Origin of the sequence: Actinoplanes sp. G11-F43, from assembly GCF_050589265.1 — a bacterium.
Lineage (GTDB): Bacteria > Actinomycetota > Actinomycetes > Mycobacteriales > Micromonosporaceae > Actinoplanes.
The window spans coordinates 1-20,504 of the sequence record NZ_JBNZCE010000035.1; the positions used below are offsets into that span (position 1 = coordinate 1).

Annotated in this window: 13 protein-coding genes; 3 read left to right on the forward strand and 10 right to left on the reverse strand. The window is 71.5% G+C overall.

The features are described from left to right. Nucleotides 1–104 precede the first annotated feature (104 nt). Complete coding sequence (locus ACQ0O7_RS34500) at nt 105–2,624, reverse strand: enoyl-CoA hydratase-related protein (protein ID WP_430788573.1); 2,520 nt, start codon at nt 2,622–2,624, stop codon at nt 105–107. A gap of 180 nt (nt 2,625–2,804) precedes the next feature. Beyond that, nucleotides 2,805–6,167, reverse strand: coding sequence for a DUF4132 domain-containing protein (locus tag ACQ0O7_RS34505; protein ID WP_430788575.1), 3,363 nt, complete (start codon nt 6,165–6,167; stop codon nt 2,805–2,807). Between the two features lie 101 nt (nt 6,168–6,268). Between ACQ0O7_RS34505 and ACQ0O7_RS34510 the strand changes: the two genes are divergently transcribed. After that, nucleotides 6,269–7,051, forward strand: a complete 783-nt coding sequence (locus ACQ0O7_RS34510; protein ID WP_430788577.1) for a GNAT family N-acetyltransferase — start codon at nt 6,269–6,271, stop codon at nt 7,049–7,051. Nucleotides 7,052–7,082: 31 nt separating this feature from the next. Continuing rightward, entirely contained in the window at nt 7,083–7,760 is a 678-nt protein-coding gene (locus ACQ0O7_RS34515; protein ID WP_430788579.1) for a DUF402 domain-containing protein, read from the forward strand. 15 nt (nt 7,761–7,775) lie between these two features. Here the strand turns inward: ACQ0O7_RS34515 and ACQ0O7_RS34520 are convergent, their stop codons facing one another. From ACQ0O7_RS34520 to ACQ0O7_RS34545, 6 genes are all read right to left on the reverse strand, one after another. Next, a complete protein-coding gene (locus tag ACQ0O7_RS34520; RefSeq protein WP_430788581.1) occupies nt 7,776–8,867 on the reverse strand; it encodes a sensor histidine kinase in 1,092 nt (363 codons plus the stop codon). 125 nt (nt 8,868–8,992) lie between these two features. Then, nucleotides 8,993–10,951, reverse strand: coding sequence for a twin-arginine translocation signal domain-containing protein (locus ACQ0O7_RS34525; RefSeq protein ID WP_430788583.1), 1,959 nt, complete (start codon nt 10,949–10,951; stop codon nt 8,993–8,995). A 20-nt stretch (nt 10,952–10,971) separates the two neighbouring features. Beyond that, complete coding sequence (locus tag ACQ0O7_RS34530) at nt 10,972–11,835, reverse strand: carbohydrate ABC transporter permease (RefSeq protein ID WP_430788585.1); 864 nt, start codon at nt 11,833–11,835, stop codon at nt 10,972–10,974. After that, entirely contained in the window at nt 11,825–12,730 is a 906-nt protein-coding gene (locus ACQ0O7_RS34535; RefSeq protein ID WP_430788587.1) for a carbohydrate ABC transporter permease, read from the reverse strand. The genes ACQ0O7_RS34530 and ACQ0O7_RS34535 overlap by 11 nt, the downstream gene beginning before the upstream one ends. A gap of 5 nt (nt 12,731–12,735) precedes the next feature. Beyond that, entirely contained in the window at nt 12,736–14,025 is a 1,290-nt protein-coding gene (locus ACQ0O7_RS34540) for an ABC transporter substrate-binding protein (RefSeq protein WP_430788589.1), read from the reverse strand. Nucleotides 14,026–14,102: 77 nt separating this feature from the next. Then, on the reverse strand, nt 14,103–15,137 hold the full coding sequence (locus tag ACQ0O7_RS34545; protein ID WP_430788591.1) for a LacI family DNA-binding transcriptional regulator: 1,035 nt from the start codon (nt 15,135–15,137) through the stop codon (nt 14,103–14,105). A gap of 124 nt (nt 15,138–15,261) precedes the next feature. Here ACQ0O7_RS34545 and ACQ0O7_RS34550 point away from each other — a divergent pair, with 124 nt between their 5' ends. Beyond that, nucleotides 15,262–16,872 carry an FAD-dependent oxidoreductase gene (locus tag ACQ0O7_RS34550; protein ID WP_430788593.1) on the forward strand — a complete coding sequence of 537 codons (1,611 nt, stop codon included), beginning with the start codon at nt 15,262–15,264 and terminating at the stop codon, nt 16,870–16,872. A gap of 5 nt (nt 16,873–16,877) precedes the next feature. Here the strand turns inward: ACQ0O7_RS34550 and ACQ0O7_RS34555 are convergent, their stop codons facing one another. Together ACQ0O7_RS34555 and ACQ0O7_RS34560 are read right to left on the reverse strand one after the other, a co-directional pair. After that, nucleotides 16,878–17,915, reverse strand: coding sequence for a LacI family DNA-binding transcriptional regulator (locus ACQ0O7_RS34555; RefSeq protein WP_430788595.1), 1,038 nt, complete (start codon nt 17,913–17,915; stop codon nt 16,878–16,880). 18 nt (nt 17,916–17,933) lie between these two features. Next, the gene (locus tag ACQ0O7_RS34560; RefSeq protein WP_430788597.1) at nt 17,934–20,390 is read right to left on the reverse strand and encodes a glycoside hydrolase family 2 protein; all 2,457 of its coding nucleotides are present in this window, start codon (nt 20,388–20,390) and stop codon (nt 17,934–17,936) included. Nucleotides 20,391–20,504: the final 114 nt, after the last annotated feature.

Consider the following 20,504-nt stretch of genomic DNA (forward strand, 5'->3'; position numbering starts at 1 on the left):
GCCGATTTGTGGCTCGATTCGAGCCACAAATCGGCACACGGTCTGACCTCGGAAGCTCTCCAGCGCCGGGTCACGCCGGAGCTGTTGCTGTCTCGCGGATCGCGTCATCGTGCTCCGGCGTTGCAGGCACTTGTCTTTTCCAGCGCCGAGGCTTCCAGGGTTGCGGCATTCGGCGGCGCGGGATGGGAGGACTCGGCTTCGAACGCCCCGACTTCGAGCGATACGGGCTCCAGCGTCGAGGCTTCAAGCACGACGGCTTCCAGGGCCGGGGCTTCGAACACCGTGGCTTCCGACCTCGCGGTCCTGGACGTCCCGGCGTCGGCCGGGTCGGCGTCAAGCATCGCGGGTTCGAACGTCGCGGCCTCGGACACCGGAACGACAGGCCCGAACGCGGCGGACCCGACGCTGACAGACCCGACACCGCCGGACCCGACAGCGCCAGACCCGACGGCGCCAGACCCGACAGCGACGGACCCGACAGCGACGGACCCGACAGCGCCAGACCCGACAGCGCCAGACCCGACGGCTGAGGACCCGGCGATGGCGTCAGGCCCAGCGGCAGCGGCTTCGGCGGCGACGGGTGCGGGGAAGCGCAGGCGGGCCGGGGTCTCGGTGGGGCGGATCTTGCCGACGAACGCGTTCCGGGCCGCCCCGAACCCGGACCGGTCGTCGAACATGTCGTGGCTCATTTCGGCAAGTTCGCGTAGTTCGTAGGCGTCCGGCGGCATCGGGGTCCGCTCCAGCGCCGCGGCCTTGTCACGGTGCAGGCTGTGGGTCGGTGGCAGCGCGGCATACCGGTCAGCCAGCGCGGCCAGCCACTCGCGATACTCCCCCGGCTCACGCGGCCCGACCTGGTCGACCAGTCCGATGGCCAGCGCCTGTTCGGTCCCGACCGGCAGCCGGTCGTCGAGCAGGCGCCGGGCCTGTTCGGGGCCGACCCGCCGGGGCAGGGTGAGACTGTGCAGTTCGGAGCCATAGAGGCCGATGTCGTAGTACGGGTTGAGCACGATCCCACTGCGGGCCGCCACCACGTCCGCACCGAGTGCGAGCATCACCCCACCGGCTCCGGCACTGCCCGCGACGCCGGCGATCACGGTCTGCCCGGTGCAGGAGACGATCTCCCGGCAGACGTCGTTGATGGCCCGGATGTTGTCCCAGGCGGTCCGCGCCGGGTCCGCCGACTCGTGCACCAGGTTGAGGTGGATGCCGTTGCTGAACACCTCGGACCCGCTGACCAGCACCAGCACACTGGTGTCCTGGCTCACCGCGTGCCGGAGAGTGTCAAGAAGCCGCCGGCAGTGCGCGACCCCCATGGCCCCGTTGTAGAAGTCGAACTCCACCCATCCGACAGCACCGTCCCGCCGATACGACACCTCACGCCGCCCCGCCCCGAACTCCCCCGCCAGCTCCGCGATCCCGTCCCCGAGCACAGAGGCAGCCGGAAGCTTGACGGCCCCAACCACCCCGCCGACCCCCGCCGGACTTCCGGAACCCAGACCGAACGGACGTCCGAGAGCCGCACCCCCGGAAGCCGCACCGCCAGAAGCCGGGCCGTCAGAAGCCGCACCCCCAGAAGCCGCACCGCCAGAAGCCGGGCCGTCAAAGGCCGGGCCGTCAGAAGCCGGGACGCCGGAAGCCGGGCCGACCGGATGACCGAGAGCCGGGACACCGGAAGCCGGGATGGATGGATGGCCGGAAGCCGGGACGGAGGCTGGTCCCGAAGCCGAAGCCGAAGCCGAAGCCGAAGCCGAAGCCGAAGCCGAAGCTGGAGCGGGAGCGGGAGCGGGAGCGGAAGCGGAAGCGGAAGCGGAAGCGGAAGCGGAAGCGGAAGCGGGATGCGGGCCGCACGGGCGGAGATGACCGACCCAGACACTGCTGTCACCGGCCGCCACCAGGATCGCGTCGTCGCGGCGGCCGACCACGGTCCCCGGCGCGGCGTCCACCACCGGCCCCGGATGGGCGTCGTAGGCGAAGACGTCCCGCCCGGCGATCCGTGTCCGCACACCGGGCGCCCCGTCGGCGGCCCGGATGGCCCGGACCACCGACTCGGCCGGATCACTCCAGTCGAACCGGCGATCGTCCTGGCGCATCATCGGCCGCAACCGCGCCCCGGGCACCCCCACCGGCAGGTCCTCAGCCGGCACCGGCACGAACCCGGGGTCGGCGGCCTTCGCCACCACCTCGTCCACACACTCCAGTGCGGCGTCGGCGACCAGCCCGTTGTAGAGGGCCGACTTCCGCACCGCCGCAGCCGGCATGGCGAAGGTCCGGGTGGCCCAGATCGGCCCGGCGTCCATCTCCTCCACGGCTTGCAGCGCGGTGACACCCCAGCGCGGCACACCCTCACTGATCGCCCAGTCCAGCGACGACGGTCCACGATCACCGACCGGCCCGGGGTGGATGATCACGGTGCGCCAGTGCTGCCACACCTCGGCCGGCACCCGGTCCTTGAGGAACGGGCACAGGATCAGGTCGGGCCGAACCGCCCGCACGCCGTCGGCGATGTCACTGCCGTCGCCACCGGTCGCCAGCAGCACACCCACGTCGTGCCCGGAATCCCGCAGCCGGCACCACACCCGCTGACTGAGACCGTTGAACGCCGAGACGAGAAGAAGAATACGCACGCAGACTCCAGGGAATCCGGCCCCGAAACACCGTCGTCACGGGCGCCCACCTGGCTTCTTATCTCACGGCAGGGCCATCCTCCGTCCGATCGATCCGATGATACCTATACAGACTACCGCATAATCATCCGTTCAGCCGTCCCCAAAACCACACATCGAGACCCGCTTTCTGGTACGCGGTCAGGCCGTCACCTCGGTCAGGTCACGCACGATCTCGGACAGCGCCACCGGGTCCAGATCCTTCAGCGGCACCTCGCCCTTGTTGTCGAACCACCAGGTGCCGGTGCCGTTGTGGAGGAAGACCGACTCCAGCTTCTGATCCGGGAAGTACGCCAGCTCGCCGACCGCGATGCCCGGGTCCATCTGCACCATCATCGTCAGGCCGGAACCGACCTGCTTCTCGAACACCGACTGGATGCCGCCGTCCTGAGGGCTCTCCCGCCGCCAGCCGCGCCGCTCCAGGCCGAGCAGCTTGGTCGTCGGCACGCGCAGGCCCTCGAAACGTGCCAGCCGGGGGCCTGCCGTCTCGTCCGCGGTCAGGGTGAACCGGGCCCGGCCGAGCTGCGGGAACGGCTGCAGGATCTCGTAGTCGGCGAACACCCGGGCCCACCCGCCGGCCTCCTCGGCACCGAGCTGGAGCGGGTGGACGATGCCGACGATCTCGTCGCCGGCGAGGGTGGTGGGCTCGTCGGCGACGGTGGCGAGCGACCGGTCCTCGGCGATCCGCAGGGTGCCGGTCAGCGCCCCGGAGGTGTCGAACCGGCCCCACACCAGGCGGCGGACGATGTGCCAGAGCAACGGGTGACCGGCGAACAGCTCCCGGAACTCGGCCCCGGTCCACCGGCGGCCGGTGACCATCGCCTGCTCCAGACGGCGCACCTGGTCGGCCGCGATGGTGCGCACGTCCTTCTTCAGGGCGGTGAACCGCCGGTAGGCGGCCGGCGCCAGGTCCGCGTCGTCGCGGGCACCGGGTCTCGGCAGCGCCTTGAGACGTCTGCCCTGCTCGTCGACGACGAACGGCCGCAGCTGCTCGTCGAAGCCGACGGTGAACCGGCGCGGCCCGTAGTCCAGCCGCAGGCTGCCGTCGGCGTCCAGGCCGAGGTCGGGGACGAGCCGGTCGGCCAGTTGCTCGGTGCTCAGACCGAGGCTGTCGGCCACCTCGTCCATCCTGGTGGCGGCGGCCGTCTTCAGGCCCTTGAACTTGGCCCGCTGCGCGATCCGGTGCAGGTGCATCAGGGCGACGCCGGTGCCGATCCCGGCGAGCACGCCCACCCCGGCGACCGCCCTGGCGTGCCCGCCCTCGCCGGGCCAGGCCAGGATCAGCGGGGCGAGGCGGCGGACCGTCTCGTCGTCGCCGGTCAGGCCGAGGGCGTCGAGCACCCAGTTCTCCTTGGCGGGGGCGCCGGCCGACTGCCACATCTGGAACAGCGCCCAGCCGAACTCGGCGAGGTCGGCCGGATCGACCGCCGCCCGGACCAGGTCCACACCGGCGTACGGCTCACCGGGCTTGCTGATCATCAACATGGTCACCAGGTGGACCGCGGTCTCGGCGGGCAACGCCCCGGAGCCGTCGCGCAGGCGCACCGGGGGCAGCAGGCCGGGTGCCGCCCACACCGGTGCCGCCGGCATCCGGGGCGGGAGCACCTGCAACGGGTCGGTGGACAGCAGCGCCTCGATCGCGGCGGCCGCCTCCGGGCCGTAGCTGTCGGCAGCCGCCCGGACGTGCCCGGTGTGGCCGTTGCCGTGCAGGGTGAGCAGCGCCCGCTCGGCCTGCCGGCGCCCGGTGCCGGCTTTGCCGAGAGCCGGTGGGACCAGCGCGCGGGCCGCCTCGGCCGGGTGCCGCAGCAGCCAGGCCAGGGCGGTCTTGCGCAGCGACTTGAGCCGGGCCAGCCAGTCGGCCATCTGCACGGCCAGCTCGGGGGACGAGAACGGCAGCAGGATCGGGCTCTGGTCGGCCGGGAACTCCCGGGCGCTGGCCAGCACCGCGGGGAGTGCGGCGGCGTCGAACCGGGCCGCGACGATCCGCATCACGTCGGCGTCCCAGATGTGGCGCACCTGCCAGGTGGCCAGCAGCGGGCGGGCCAGCTCCTCGGGGGCCTGGACGAAGAAGAGGCGCGCCTCATACCACGGCGCCTTGTCCGCCGCGATCTTCCCGGCGATCCGGGCCCAGTGGCCGGCGTCGTCCTCCAGATAGGCCGCCCGCAGCCGCGTCCACTGCTCCCGCTCGCCGGGCCGCCAGCTCACCGAAGCCGGATCGGGGCAGGTCAGACCGGGGACGACGGCCGGTTTCGCGACCTTCACACGGTTCTGCCAGGGTGGCTGGACCAGAACGTGGGGCACCGCGGACAGCGGAGCAACCGGCACGCTGGTGGCGGTGCTCACGATCGCCTCCACCCGGGCGACGGCGGCCGGGCTGAGCGCCGGGACGACCCGATCGACCAGGTCGAGATGGCCCAGCACGTGGGTGCGCAGCAGCTCGTCGACGGCCGGGGTGCCGGCCTCCTCGGCCAGGATCCGGATCCCTCGGGCCGGGAACCGGCTGATCGCCTCGAACAGGGCGGGCCGCACGTTCCGGGCGGTGACCCGCTCGACCAGGCCGCGGATCACGTGATCACCGGGCAGGGTGGCCAGCACCGACAGCAGCCAGCGCTCGTTGGCCACCCCGAGCAGGTCACCGAGGTCGCGGTCGATCCAGCGGAACATCGCCGGCGCGGCGCCCGCGCCCAGCCCGTCGATCAGGGTGAACACCATGCCCGGACGGCGCATGAACCGCCACAGGTCGCTGTGCGGGGCCAGGGCCTCGGCCTGCTCGCTGGTGCCGGTCGCGTACATCAGCATGCCGATCCGGCCGGAGTCGTCGTCGGCCAGCGCGTCCGCCACGTCGGCGGCCACCCAGTCGGCCCGGGGGACCAGGACCGAGCAGGCCACCCGGGTCTCCGGATGCCCACCGCGGAACGGCTCCAGCGCGGCCACCGCCCGGTCGAACTCGTCGCCGGGCGCGGCGGCCAGCGCGGCGCGGACCCGCAGCAGGATCTGCAGCGGGGTGTCCGCCCCGCCGGGTGGGCTCGCCTCGCCGGGCCGCAGGTGGCGGACGCCGCGCGCGTGGGTGCTCCAGAACCGGTGATGCGGTGGCGCCGTGTCGTCCAGCACCACCAGCGACAACAGCTCCACCGCGGCGACCGCGGCGAACGTCAGGCCGCGCTCGGCGATCCACAGGTCGGCGTGTTTGATCATGTCGTCGACGTGCCCCTGCTGCCCGGCGGCCTTGAGCGCGGCGATCACCGCCGCCCCGAGCGGCGGGGCGGCCGGGTCGCGGCGGCGCCAGGCCAGCGCCGCCGCCCGCACCGGCTCCGGGGTGGTGGAGGCCTCCAGCAGGCCCTTGATGCCACGGGACGGGTCGGCCACGATCCGCTGGGTCAGGGTGCGGGCCTCCGGGTCGGGCACGAACGGTGTGATCCGCTCGCTGCCCCGGCGCGGCGTCCGCTGCCGCAGCCAGGCGGACGGGAGGACGAACGTGTCCTCGTCGATCTCTGTGTCCCGCATGCCCGAACTCCATCCACCCGCATCGAGGACCCGCACGCTATCGCCCGGGTACGACAAGAAATCGCTATCGCCCGGGTGCGGCGGAAAATTAGGGTCAGCGGGTGATCGAGACACGGGTTCTGACCACCGACGACTGGGCGCACTGGCGTGAGCTGCGGCTTCTCGCGCTGACCGAAGCGGGGTACGCGTTCGGCTCCCAGCTCGCCGACTGGCAGGGCGACGGGGACCGGGAGGACCGATGGCGGGCCCGGCTGGAGGTCCCGGGCTCGTACAACGTGATGGTCTTCGATGATGGCCGGGCCGTCGGCATGGCCGGCGGGATGCCGGCCGGGGACGGGACGGTGATCGAACTGATCTCGATGTACGTGTCCCCGGCCGGCCGTGGCCGTGGTGTCGGTGACCTGCTCATGCGTGCGGTGGAGGACTGGGCCCGCGGGGTGGGCGCGGCCACGCTGCGACTGTCCGTGGTGGAGGGCAACACCAACGCCCGGGCGCTGTACGAGCGGTCCGGGTTCCGGGCCACCGGTGAGCTCGGTGATCTGATGCCGGACGGGGTGCGCCGGGAGCATGTGATGGACAAGAGCCTGCGGGCCGTCCGGCTCCGGGTGCGGCTGTGGGCACGGCCGGGGGCGGACGAGGCTCTGAACGCGTACGAGAACGCGGTCCTGGATCTTCTCCCCGACCACGGCGGGCGTCTGCTGGAACGGATCACCGGAACCGGCGGGCCGACCGAGATCCAGCTGATCGAATTCGGCGATCAGGCGGGGTACGACGGGTTCCTCGCCGACGAGCGGCGGCTAGCGCTGGCCGGTCAGCGGGACGCGGCGGTCGCCCGCACCGAGGTCGACCGCGTCGGCCGAGAGGAGTACGGCACGCCGGCCTGAACGGGGCCGGCCGAGTCGATAGCCTGGGCGCATGTCGGATTCGTTGATCCCTGGCGAGGTCGTTCACCTGCGTCACTGGCAGCGGGAACGTCCCAGTCTGGTGCTGCCGTTGCGGGTGGTCGAGGAGCGGGGTGACGCGGTGGTGCTATGGGCGCCGGCCGGCACCCGGGCCTGGCATTTCAACATGCCGGACGGGCGGGGCATGGCGGCCACCCCGCTGCCGGAGTGGTCGTCGTCGGACCGGATCCCGATGTCGCATTCGATCGACCACGGGGTGCTGAGCTGGCACTGGCGGGAGCGCGACTATTCGATCCGGTGGTTCTTCACCCCGGAGGGCGAATTCTTCCGGTGGTACGCGAACCTGGAGGCCCCCTCGCTGATCTGGCGTGGTGACGGGATCGCCGGTGTCGACACCACGGACTGGGATCTCGACGTGGTGGTCGAGCCGGACCGTTCGTGGCGGTGGAAGGACGAGGAGGAGTTCGTCGCCCGGCTGGCCGAGCCGGAGTCGTACTGGGTCGACGACGAGGACCGGGTGCGCCGGGCCGGCAAGGAGGTGATCGGGCTGGTGGAGGCGGGGGTGTTCCCGTTCGACGGCTCATGGTGCGACTTCACGCCGGACCCGTCCTGGCCGCCGCTGCCGGCCGGGTTGCCGCCGGGCTGGGATCAGCCGCCCGGCGGTGGGGTGACGCCGCCCCGGTCGCGCTGACCGGGCAGGCCGGTCTCAGGATTCGGGCACCGGGAAGGTCACGACCATGGCGACGCCGGGCTCGCGGGCTTCGGCGGCGGCCTCTCCCCCGTGCGCGGCGGCGAACTGGCGGACGATCCACAGGCCCAGCCCGACACCCTGCGCGCCTTCGGCGGCGAACTGGCCGAACAGGCGCGGGCGCAGCGTCTCCGGGATGCCCGGCCCGTGGTCGCGGACTTCCAGACGGTGGTACGCCCCGGCCCGGACGACCCGCACGATCACCGGCGGGGCCCCGTACCGCAGGGCGTTGGTGATCAGGTTGAGCAGGATCTGCTCGAAACGCTGCCGGTCGACGTAGAGGGTGACGTCCTCGTCCACGTCGGCGCGCACGTCGGCGTCGTCGCGGACGTACGACAGCGCGTCCTTGACCAGGGCGTGTGCCGGGTGGTGGGCGCGGTCGAGCTTGAGTTCGCCGGAGCTGTCGATGCGGTGCACGTCGAGGAGGCTGTCGGCGAGCCGGGCGATCCGGGCGGTCTGCCGCAGACCCGCGTCGAGCATGCGGGCGTGCTGGCCGGTGGACGACTCGCGCAGTTCCTCCAGCACCACGCGTACGGTGCTCAGCGGTGCCCGTACGTCATGGGCCAGGGTGTTGATCATTGCGGTTCGCCACTGCTCGATCCGGGCCAGCCGGGCCCGGTCCTCGCGCAGACCGCGGGCCTGGGCCTCGATCAGGAAGGCGATCGCGAGGGCGGCCGGCATCAGGATGAACGCGCTGCCGATCACCATCGGCGACTGACCGGTGATGATCAGCGGAACCACGTAGGCGAGGGTGGCCGGCAGCGCGTAGGCGGCCAGCAGCCAGCGTGGGAAGTGCAGGGCGGCCCAGGCGTACAGCAGCACCAGGAACGGCCCGGTGCCGGCCGCGATCCCACCGAACGACCAGGTGGACAGGCCGAGGACGCCGAAGCCGCCGAGTCCGGCCAGGGCCGGCGCGTTCGGGTGCAGCCGGTCCCACGGCACCAGCAGCGCGATCAGGGCGAGCGCGGCGTCGCAGAGGGCCACGATCAGCAGCCGGTCGGCCCGGCCCGGATCGTTGGCGATGCCGAGCAGGGCCAGTAACCCGGCCACGCTGAGGAGGACACCGGCCTGCCGGGCCGCGGCCCGTGGCCCGGTCCCCAGCAGTCGAAGCGGGCCGTTTTGCACAGTTTTCTGAGCATATCCTCGCTCAGCGTCCGAGCGGGCTACCTCTCGGCTCAGGTCACCGGCACGACGCGGAGATCGACGGACAGCGTCCCGGAGAAGCTGACGGTCAGGATGCGATGAGTGCGATCACCGAGGTACGACCGGTCCATCGGGGCGTACTTCGCCTCCCGCTCCACCCCCCAGTCGATGATGAACCGCATGCCGCCACGGGTGACGGTGATCCCCCGGGTGACGGTGATCGTCTCCTGTCCGTACGGCGCCGGCGTGCCGTTCGCGAACACCACCTGATCTCCGGTGCCGATGATCAGGGGAATGCGTTCCCGGGAGGCTCCCGGTGTGCTCAGCACCCGCCTGATCCCGTCGGCACGGTGCGTCACGTCGGTCGTCACCGCGCCGTCCGCCGTCACGTACCTGGTGGTGAACACGCCGGTATATCCGGTCAGCGCGTCCGCCGCGATGACCGCACCGGACGCCGTCGGCCCGGCATGGTGGGTCGCGGTCACCGGGCCCCGGGAGGACGCGGTGCCGACGGTGTCGGCGACGGTCGTCCAGTCGTCCGGGCCGGTGCTGTTGACGGTCAGGGCCAGCATGCCCGCGACGGGATGCCAGAAGGCGTTCGTCCCCATCCGCTGCAGCGAGTTCGGCCGTACGCCGTACAGCCCGGCGGTGTAGTAGCCGGGACGGCGGACGAACACGTACTGCTGGTCGAGGGTGCCCTTGCGCAGTTCGGTGAACGTGGACTCGCGCCGGTAGCGCAGCGCGGCGGCCCGCGCGTCCCGCTGGGAGCCGGGGATCCCGGCCGGGGCCTGCGGGACGTGCATGTGCAGCCGGGGCGACGAGTCCTGCTTCTTCCGGGGCGAGACCGGCGCGGTGGACGCCCGCCAGGCGTTGCGCGCCTGCGTCTTCTCCTCCGCGCTGGCGAAGAACGCGCCCAGCGCGGGCACGTGCGGCAGCAGGACCCGGGCGAGCGCGCTGCGGTCCAGGTCGTCCACCGGGGTGGTGACGAACGTCGGGACGATGTTGCGGGCGCTCGTCCCGGACAGGATGAAACCCTCGTCGCGCCCGGGTTCCATCACGACGACGTAGCCGAACCAGTCGGCGAACCGTTCGGCCAGCCGGATGACGGCCGGGTCGGGCAGCCGCTGGTACAGCGCGCCGAGGTCGGGCAGCATCACGTCGAAGTTGTATCCGGCGTCCGGGGCCACCGGCTCGTGGAAGAACCCGGCGGGCGCCTGCCCGTCCTTGAGGATGATCTGCAGCCGGTTCGGGACGGCGGCGCTGACCGCCGGCTCACCGAGGATGTGCGCCGCCTCGACCACGCCGGAGAGTCCCGCGACGACCTGGTTGGCGAACTGGACCGGGCGGTTCCAGTGCGGTTTGGAGGTGTCGACGAGCCACGCGGAGCTGGCCCGGATGGCGTCGCGGATCTGCACGCGGCGCTCGTAGAGCTCACCGGCCGCGCGGAGATCGCGCAGGACGGCGGCCAGCGCGACGGTGCCGAAGCCGGTCGGGGAGAGATGGTGCTCGGTCGGCGAGTACTCCGGGTAGGACCCGTCGGCGTGCTGCAGCGAGAGGTAGTAGCCGAGGGCCGCGTCCAGCCGGGCGAGAAGAGCGGGATCACGGTAGTACGGGTTCCAGGATCGATCGTTGGCGTAGAACCACGAGAGCGTGGCGACGTGCTCCATGATCCGGGAGTTGTACGGCTGGTTGGGCGTGCGCTGCCAGCCGTCCTCCATCCACCCGTAGTTCGGTGCGACGTCCCGGACACTGTTGGCGAGCGGTGCGACGATCATCAGGTACGCGGCCAGCACCTGCTCATTCGGCGCGAACAGGGTCCGCACCGGCTGCCCGGCCGGGAGCGGCGCGACCAGCGGCAGCACGGTGCCGGCCGAGGTGGCCAGCGCCGGCGCCCCGGCCGCGAGCAGTGCCGCTGTGGTGCCGGCGCCGACCAGGAAGTTGCGCCGGCTGAGCGCCGGCGGCATCAGGGGGTGTCGCTGATCCCGCGTCATCTCGACTCCTTCATCGCTGGTCATCCTTTGAGCCCGGTCTGGGCGAGTCCTTGCACGAACTGCTTCTGCGCGATCAGGAACACCACGAGGATCGGGACGACGGTCAGCGACGCCGCGCCGAGCTGCGTGTTCCACATCTGCTCGCCGTAGAAGTCCTGGTAACGCGTGATCGCGAGGCCGAGGGTGAAGTTCTCGGGCGTCCGCAGGAAGATGAGCGCCTCGAAGTACATGTTGAACGAGCGCAGGAACGCCATGATCCCGACCGCCGCGATCGCCGGTTTGGCCAGCGGAAGGGCGATCCGGAAGAACACCCCGGCCCGGGACACGCCGTCCAGCCGGGCGGCCTCCTCGTACTCTTTGGGGAAGCTGAGGAAGTGCTGCCGGAAGATGAACACCGAGACGACCGCGGTGGGCCCGAGGATCGGCAGGACGATCAGCGGCCAGTGCGTGTCGCTGAGACCCATCGCGTTGACCGCCGTGAAGATCGGGATGATCGTCACCTCGGTCGGCACCATCATCACCGCGAGCATCAGCGTGAACGCCGCGTTGCGCAGCGGGAACCGGATGCGGGCGAAGGCGTACCCGGCCATCGCCGACAGCAGGATCGACGCCACCGTGACGATCGCCGCGATGTACAGCGAGTTGCCGTACTGCTGGAGGAACGGCTGCGCGGTGAACACCCGCGTGAACCCGTCCAGCGTCCACTCCCGGGGCAGCAACGCGGGCGGCTGCAGGAAGATCTCGTTCGCCGGCTTGAACGCCGAGAAGAACATCCACAGTGTCGGATAGAGGAACGGGATGGACGCGGCCACGAGCAGCACGTACAGCGTGGCGGTGACCACCCGCTCGCGGCTGCGCGCCGCGCTCGACGCGTCAGACCTCATCGTGCACCCACTTCCGGCGGGAGGTCCACTGCAGCATCGTCAGCACCAGGATGATGGCGAAGAGCACGACGCCGATGGCGCTGGCGTACCCGAACTGCTGGCTGACGAAGGCGGTGCGGTAGAGGAGGAACGGCAGGACGTTGGTGCTGTCTCCGGGCCCGCCGCCGGTGAGCAGCTGGACCGGGGCGAACACCTCGAGCGAGCCGATGGTGGTGAGGATCCCGGTGAGCAGGATCGTCGGCGCGATCATCGGGACCGTGATCGACCAGAAGGACTTCCACGGCGACGCGCCGTCCAGCTGGGCGGCCTCCCGGATCTCCTCCGGGACGCCCTGGAGCGCGGCGAGGAAGAGCACCATGTTCATGCCGACGCCCTTGAACACCTGCACGACGACGAGGGAGACGAGTGCGGTGGACGGGTCGGCGAGCCAGTTGGTCCCGTCGACGCCGAACAACCGGAGGACGCCGTTGAGGCCGCCGTCGGGCGCGAGGAGGAATCCCCAGGTCACCGACCAGGCGACCACGGACACCACGACGGGCGAGAAGAAGATCGTCCGGAAGGCGGTGATGCCCTTCATCCGCCGGTTGAGCAGGACGGCGAGGCTGATGGCGATCACCAGGTTCAGCCCCAGGACACCGGCGCTGAAGAGCAGGCTGGCGAGCACCGAGGCGGAGAAGGCCGGGTCGGCGAAGAGGCTGGTGTAGTTGCCGAGGCCGATGAACTCCATCTCGCCGGTGAGCGGCCGCCACTCGTTGAGGCTGTACCAGATGACGAAGAGGAAGGGGACGACACCGAGGACGATGACGCCGAGGATCTGGGGCGCGACGAAGGCCACGCCGAGCCAGCGGTCCCCGTCAGGACGGGGCCGCCGGCTCTGGGAGGTGCGTACGGCCACTGGGGTCAGCCCTTGAGGGTCGGCGAGATCTGTTCGCAGACGCCGGTGACGGCGGCGGTCACGTCGCCTCCCGACCACACCGGGTCGAGTCCGGCGCGGACCTTGTCGGAGAACTGCGAGAGCACCGGGTGCTGCGCCTTCACCGAGGCCTTGGGCACCACGTCGATGATCGCCGACTGGATCTGCTCGGGCGAGAGCTTCGGCGCGGCCTGGGCGAGGGTCTCCACGTTGAGCAGCGACGCCCGGGGCGGCGGGAAGAACTGGGCGAGCAGCTCGGCGTTCGCGGGGTTCGTCAGGTAGGCGAGGAATCCGGCCGCCTGCTCCTTGTGCTCGCTGCGTTCCAGCACGCTCACCCCGGCCTGCCCGACGATCGGGTGGTAGCCCGACGGTCCGGCGGGCAGGGGCAGGAACGACCACTCGAAGCTGTCGTCGAGGCTGCCCGACTGGCTGAGCTGCGCGACGCTGAAGGCCACGTCGCCGCCGGCGAACGCCGCGGGCGCCGCGTTCCCGGAGACGGCCGGGATGGCGCCGCGCTTCATCTGCTCCTGGTACCAGGTCAGATAGCCGATCATCGCCGGCGAGGTGAACTCGCACGTCGTGCCGTCCGCGGACCATGGTGCGGCACCCCACGCGGTGCTGAGCATGGTCACCGCGCTCCAGTTCGTCGGGTTGAACGCCGGGACGTTCAACCCCACGGCCCCGGTCTTGTCGTGGGTCGCCGCGGCGATGTCGGCGATCCTCTGCCAGGTGTAGTCCGGGGTTCCGGCCAGTGCCGTCACATCGGGCTGGCCGGCCTTCTCCAGCAGGGTCTCGTTGACGTAGAGCGCGAACGGCGAGTTGGAGAACGGGTAGGCGTAGACGCCGCCCTTGTCGTCCTGCCAGGGCGCGAGCGCGGCGGGCAGGATGTCGCCGAGGTCGTAGCCGTCGGTGCCCTTCAGGGTGCCGCCGACCTCGTGCAGGACACCCGAGGCGACGAACTCGGGGCCGCTGGCCTCGGGGACCCAGGCCAGGTCGGGCACGTCGCCACCGGCGAGCTGCGTGGTCAGCCCGGCGATGTAGTCCGGGTTCGTGACGGGCTCGAACGTGATCGACGAGACCTGGTCGCCGTGCTCCGCGACGTAGGCGTCGCCGACCTTCTGCAACAGCGCCAGGTGGTCCTTGTTGGACGACCAGAGCGCCATCTTCAGGTCGGCCGGACCGGACGGTTCACCGCTGCCGCCGGAACAGGCGGTGAGGGCAAGGGCAAGAACTCCGGTGAGCGCGATGACAGCGCTCCGGGATCGGTCAGCTCGCATGAGGTACTCCTTCGAACTCGATCCGCGCTTCATAGCGCTGAAGGATGAGGTCGAAAGTACCAAAGGTTTCGAGAAAATCAATCAGAAGTTTCGAGAATTCGCGGAGGCGCTGTCGAGTCCCGGACCACGAGCTCCGTCGCCAGGTCGGTGTGGAACGCGGGCGGCGCTCCACCCAGCAGCAGCTTGTGCGCGACCTCCACCGCGTACGCCCCCATCGCCTCGGAGGGCTGCCTGATGGTCGTCAGCCGGGGCGCCGTCATCCGCGCGACAAGCTGATCGTCGAACCCCATGACGCTGAGGTCGTGCGGGACGGACACCCCGGCACGCCGCGCGGCCTCCAGGACCCCGGCCGCCTGCGAGTCACTCGCCGCGAAGATCGCCGTGACCCGGTCCGGCCGGCTCAGCAGGACCTCCGCGGCCCGCAGGCCCGACTCATAGGTGAAGTCGCCCTCCTCGACGATGTCGTCACCCGGCTGGATGCCCGCGGAGGCGAGCGCGGCCAGGTGCCCGTGCTTGCGGGCGATCGACGCCTGAGTGTCGGCCACGCCGCTGAGGAAACCGATGCGGGTGTGCCCGAGTGACAGCAGGTACCGGGTGGCCGCCATGCCGCCCGCGAAGTTCGTCGCGCCGACCGAGTACGAGTCGCTGTCCGGCAGCTGGTAGGTGTCCACCTCGACGAGCGGCACCCCGTTGCGCGCGAGTTTCGCCCGCTCCGCCGTGCGCAGCCGGGACTTCAGCGCGATCACGGCGGTCGGCCCGTTGCGCTCGGTCCGCTCGATCCACCGCGCCGCGGGCATCCCGTCCGGCAGGTCCAGCAGGACGAGCTCCAGCCCGGCCTCGTGGGCCGCGCGCATGGTGCCGCGCAGGATCTCCACGGTCAGCGGCGACGACATGCTGGAGCTCGCGAGCACCACCACCACCGTCGCCAGATCACCCCGGGAGCGCTGTTTCGGCGACAGGTACTGCTTGTCGCGCAACACCGACTCCACCCGCACCCGGGTCGCGGCGGCGACGTCCGGCGCCCCGTTCACCACCTTCGACACGGTGGAGATCGAGACACCCGCCTCGCCCGCCACCTCGGCGAGCGACGGTCGACGCCTCTTCTCGCGCATGGGCCATCCCTTCGATCACTTGAGTCTCGGGATTCTACGGCGGCGGACGGTGCTTGGAGAAATTTCACCCTGGATATGATCGAGAAAATTACATAAAATTTTCGGGAAAGAAGGGTGTTCTCCCGTGACACGACAGCAAGCTGACCTCCTCATCGTCGGTGGAGGCGTCGGCGGCGTCTCCGCCGCCCTCGCGGCCCTGCGCCGCGGCCGATCGGTGCTCATGACTGAACAGACGCCATGGCTGGGAGGGCAGCTGACCGCTCAACTGGTGCCCAGCGACGAGCACCGGCGGATCGAGACGACCGGCCGCAACCGCAGCTACGCACGGTTCCGCGAGCTGGTCCGCGAGCACTACCGGACCTACTACCCGCTCACCGCGGCCGCCCGGGCCGACCAGCGTCTCAACCCCGGCGCGGGGTGGGTCAGCCCGCTCAGCGCCGAACCGAAGGTGATCCTCGCGGTGATCCACGACATGCTGCGCCCGTACGAGGCGTCCGGGCGGCTCACGCTCATGCTGGAGACGTCGCCCGTCGCCGTCCACACCGACGGTGACCGGGTCGCCGCGGTGACGGTGCGCGATCGCGAGGGGGACCTCCACGACATCGTCACGCCGTTCGTGCTGGACGCGACCGAGCTCGGTGACCTCCTGGAGCTCGGCAAGGTCGAGTTCGTCACCGGCCGCGAGTCGCGCGGCGAGACCGGCGAGCCCGGCGCGCCGGAGACCGCCGATCCCCTCGACATGCAGAGCGTCACCTGGTGCTTCGCGATCGAGCACCTGGCCGGCCAGGATCACACCATCGACCGGCCCGCCGACTACGGCTTCTTCCGCGACTGGCGGCCGCCGCAGCTCGACGGCGAGAGGATGCTCGGGTTCCGCCGCGCCGCCCACGACGGATCGATCGCCCGGGAGTACACCCTGCGCGTGAACGACGACGACGACCCGTTCGCCATCGACGTGGACCACCGCAACATGGACGGGGCACCCGAGCTGTGGAACTACCGGCGCGTCGCGGCGCGGCGCCAGTTCGAGGACGGCGCGTACGCCAGTGACATCGTCGTCGTGAACTGGCCGATGAACGACTACGTCGGCGGGCCCCTGTTCGGCACCGGCGACGCGGCGGTCCACTGGGATCGCGCGAAGGCGCTGAGCCGGTCGCTGCTCTACTGGCTGCAGACCGAGGCGCCCCGAGCCGACGGCGGCACCGGCTGGCCCGGGCTCCGCACCGTGCCGCGGATCACCGGGACGCCGGACGGTTTCGCGATGATGCCGTACTTCCGCGAGTCACGCCGCATCCGGGCCGAGCGGACCATCCTGGAGCAGGATTTCGACCGGGACTTCCGGGACGGCCGGGGCGCCGAGCGCTACCCGGACACCGTGGGCGTCGGCCACTACTACTGGATCGACCGGCACGCCACGACCGGCGGCAGCGCGGGTGGCGGCGGCCTGCCGGAGCCGTTCGAGATCCCGCTCGGCGCCCTCCTGCCGCAGCGCGTCCGCAACCTGCTCCCGGCCGCGAAGAACATCGGCACCACGCACATCTCGAACGGCAGCTACCGGTTGCAGCCCGTCGAGTGGTCCATCGGCGAGGCCGTGGGAGCCCTCGCCGCGTACTGCCTCGACCACGGCCTCGAACCGTCCGCGGTGCGCTCCGACCCGCGCCGGCTCGACGATTTCCAGCGCGACCTCGAACGCGGGGGCGTCCAGCTGCGGTGGGATCCCACCCTCCGCTGGTAGCGGGTTCAGGCCTCGGCCGGTGCACGACCGGTCGAGGCTCTGACCCGCAGCTCCGGGGTCGCGTCCGGATGGGTGGACGGGCCCGCGCCGTCGATGACGTCGAGAAGCCGGCGCGCGGCGTGGGCGCCGAGGGCGGCGACGTCATGGCCGAGCGCGGTCAGCCCCGGGGTCACGGCGCGGCAGAGCAGCGAGTCGTCCCACGCGATGACCGACACGTCGCCGGGAACCGAGAGCCCCAGCTGGTGTGCGGTGGTCAGCGCCGCGACCGCCATCACGTCGTTGTCGAACAGCAGCCCGGTCGGTGGTCGTGGCGACGACAGCACGGTACGCGTGGCCGCCGCACCGGAATCCGGGGAGAGATCGGTGCGCACGATGTCGTGGTCGAGGCCGGCGGCACGGGCGGCGCGCTCGAACGCGAGGTCGCGGATGGCGGTGTACGCGTACCGGCCCGGGGCCGCGACCCGGGTGACGCGCCGGTGGCCGAGGTCCGCGAGATGCTCGACCGCCTGCCGCGTCGCCTCGGCGTCGTTCGTCCACACCGTCGTCAGCCCGGCCGCGACGCTCGGGTCACCGACCACGACGGCGGGGATGCCGCCCGCCGACACGACGGGGATCCGTGGATCGTCCGGGACCAGATCGGTGAGCAGCACCCCGTCCACCCGGCGCGACATCCGCCAGCGCCGGATCGCCTCGCCCCCGGCCTCCGCGTCGGGGGTGATCTGGAGCAGAAGCCCCATCGAGCGGGACGCGAGCGTCGCCTCAACGCCCGCGATGAACTGCATGTAGAACGGCTCGACGGAGAGATCACGCGGGTCCTTGGCGAGCGCCAGGCCGATCGTCTCCGCTCCGGTGCCGGCCAGCGTGCGGGCGGCGCTCGCCGGTGACCAGCCGAGCCGGGCCGCCACCTCGAGAACCCGCTCGCGGGTCGCCGGTGACACCCCGGGCCGGTCGTTGAGGGCGTAGGAGACGCTCGCGATCGACGTCTGCGCCTCCCGCGCGACGTCCGCGATGGTGACCCGCCGGGCCTGCGGACCGCTCGTCATCCGGTTTGCCGGCTCCCGTCAGTCGGGCTCGATGATATCCCTGAGCGAGGTCACCACGAACGCCGCACGCGCCGAGGCGGTGTCGAGCGGCTCCGGCGCTCGCACCCGGAAGATCTCCGTCTCCCCCGGCAGCACGGTGGTGAAGCCGCGGTCGACGGTCGCCGCGGGATGGATCCGGTCCGGCTGGACGAGCACGTCGCGCGCCAGGTGCGGCGCATGGACGCCGATGTCCAGCCCACCGGGGACGGCGGTGACCGTGACCTGCGGCGGCGGTCCGTCCAGCCGGGTGTCCCGTGGCGCGGTGAAGTGCCGGACGGCCCGCATGTCACCGACCGTCGCGACGATGAACTCGGCGCCGGGATCCGCCGGGTCGGTGACCGCCGACGGCAGCCGGACGCGGGTCACCGAACGCGGCGCAACCGAGAGCGACCGCGACCACTGCGCGACGGGCACGCCGTCGAGCCGCCGCCGGGCCAGGTGGGCCGTCGTGTCCCACCGGCCGTCGTCGTCGTTGATGACGACGAGTTCGCCCGGATCCACGGTGATCACCCGCGGCGCGTAGAGCTCGCGCAGCGCGAAGTAGAGCGGCTTGAGACGGCCGGCGCTGTCGATCGCCGACCACGAGACGACCGGCCACAGGTCGTTGAGCTGCCACACGATGGTGCCCGCGGTCCGCGGCCAGCTCGCGCGCCAGTGCAGCACGCCGGTGCGGACCGCCTCGACCTGCATCCACTGCGTCCGCAGGTGCCACCGGTCGAAGTCCGTCGTGGGCGGCAGGTGCCGGGCCAGGTTGCGCGCCAGCTTGGTGTGCCCGTCGATGGCCTTCTGGTGGTGGCGCACGTTCTCGGCGTCGATCCGCAGCTCCGGGTCGGTGATCGCGTCGCGCAGCGTCCGCCAGGCCGCCGCCCCCTGCCAGCCGAACTCGGACACGAAGCGTGGCGAGCTGTCCCGGTAGACCGCGTAGTCGTCCTCGTTCCAGGCGTCCCAGGAGTGGAACGTCTGGTGGCCGGTGTCGTTGGGATCGTGCTCCCAACTTCCCGACCAGGGACTTCCTTCGGTGTACGGCCGGGTCGGGTCGAGTTCACGGACCAGGTCCGGCAGCCACCGCAGGTAGTACCGCTCGCCCCAGGTGAGTTCCCCTCCCGGCTGCGCCGCCCAGTCCTTGTCGAGGCGCATCCAGAGGTTCTCGTTGTTGCCGTTCCAGACCACGAGACTGGGGTACGAGCTGAGCCGCACGATGTTCTCGCGGGCCTCGGCCAGCACCTCGGAGCGGATCGGCTCCTCCTCGGGGTAGGCCGCGCACGCGAAGAGGAAGTCCTGCCACACCAGCAGGCCGAGCTCGTCGCAGGCCGAGTAGAACGCGTCGCTCTCGTAGACCCCGCCACCCCAGACGCGTACGAGATTGATGTTCGCGTCGGCGGCCTGTTCCAGACGGGCCCGGACCCGCCCGGCGGTGACCGCTCCGGGGAAGACGCTCTCCGGGATCCAGTTCACGCCCTTGATGAACAGCGGCTGCTCGTTCACCGTGACGACGAACGGGGTGCCGTACGCGTCGGGCTCCCGGTCGACGGCGACGGTCCGGAACCCGACCCGGGTACGGTGTTCGTCGATCCGCTCCCGGCCGGACCGGAGGGTGACCCCGACCGGATACAGGTGTGGCTCACCGAGTCCCCGCGGCTGCCACCGTCGGACGCCGGGCACGGCCACCACGACGGTCGCGGAGTCCTCGCCCGGCGGGACCTCGGCGTGCACGGCCTGCCCGGCGATCTCGACCTCCAGCTGCAACGGGAGGTCCGCACCCGAGGCGGTTCGCTCGATGTCGACGTGGGCGGTGAGGATCCCGGTGTCCTCGAAGACGTCGACCAGGGGACGGACCGCGGCGATCCGCGCCGTGCTCCACGTCTCCACCCGGACGTCGCGCCACAGCCCGCAGCCGGGCAGGGTCGGCCCCCAGTCCCAGCCGAAGCCGCTCGCCATCTTCCGGATGAACGCGAAGGGCTGTGGGTAGGCGCTGGGCCGGGCCCCGAGCACGCTCTCCCAGTGTTCGGCCTCGGTGTAGGCCGAGGTGAACCGGACATCGACCGTGTTCGTCCCGGCCACCACCGCCGTGATGTCGAACCGGGCGGACCGGTGCATGTTCCGGACGTCGCCGACCGGCCGCCCGTTGACCGCGACGGACGCGACGGTGTCGACACCGTCGAGGACGAGGTCGATCCGCTCGGCCCCGGCCGGGGCGGTGAACGTGCGGCTGAGCCGCCAGTCGCACCTGGACACCCAGGCGACCTCCTCCTCGTTGCGGTCGGCGAGGGGGTCGGGGATGAGGCCCGCCGCCAGCAGATCGAGGTGCAGCGCCCCGGGGACCCGCGCGTCGACGGCCCGGCCGGCGAGCGGGAGGGCCGCCTCCGGCACCGGGGTCCGGCCGTCGGTGACGACTGTCCATGTCCAGCGTCCTGCCAGGTCCAGCGTTGTGCGCACGGGGACATCTCCCTGCCGGGGTCGGGTGGGAGTGCAGCATAACCTTAAGCGCTTAAGGTCGAGCAAGTCCTCACCCACCGCGATCTTGTCGACGTGCCCGCTCGGCGGACGCCG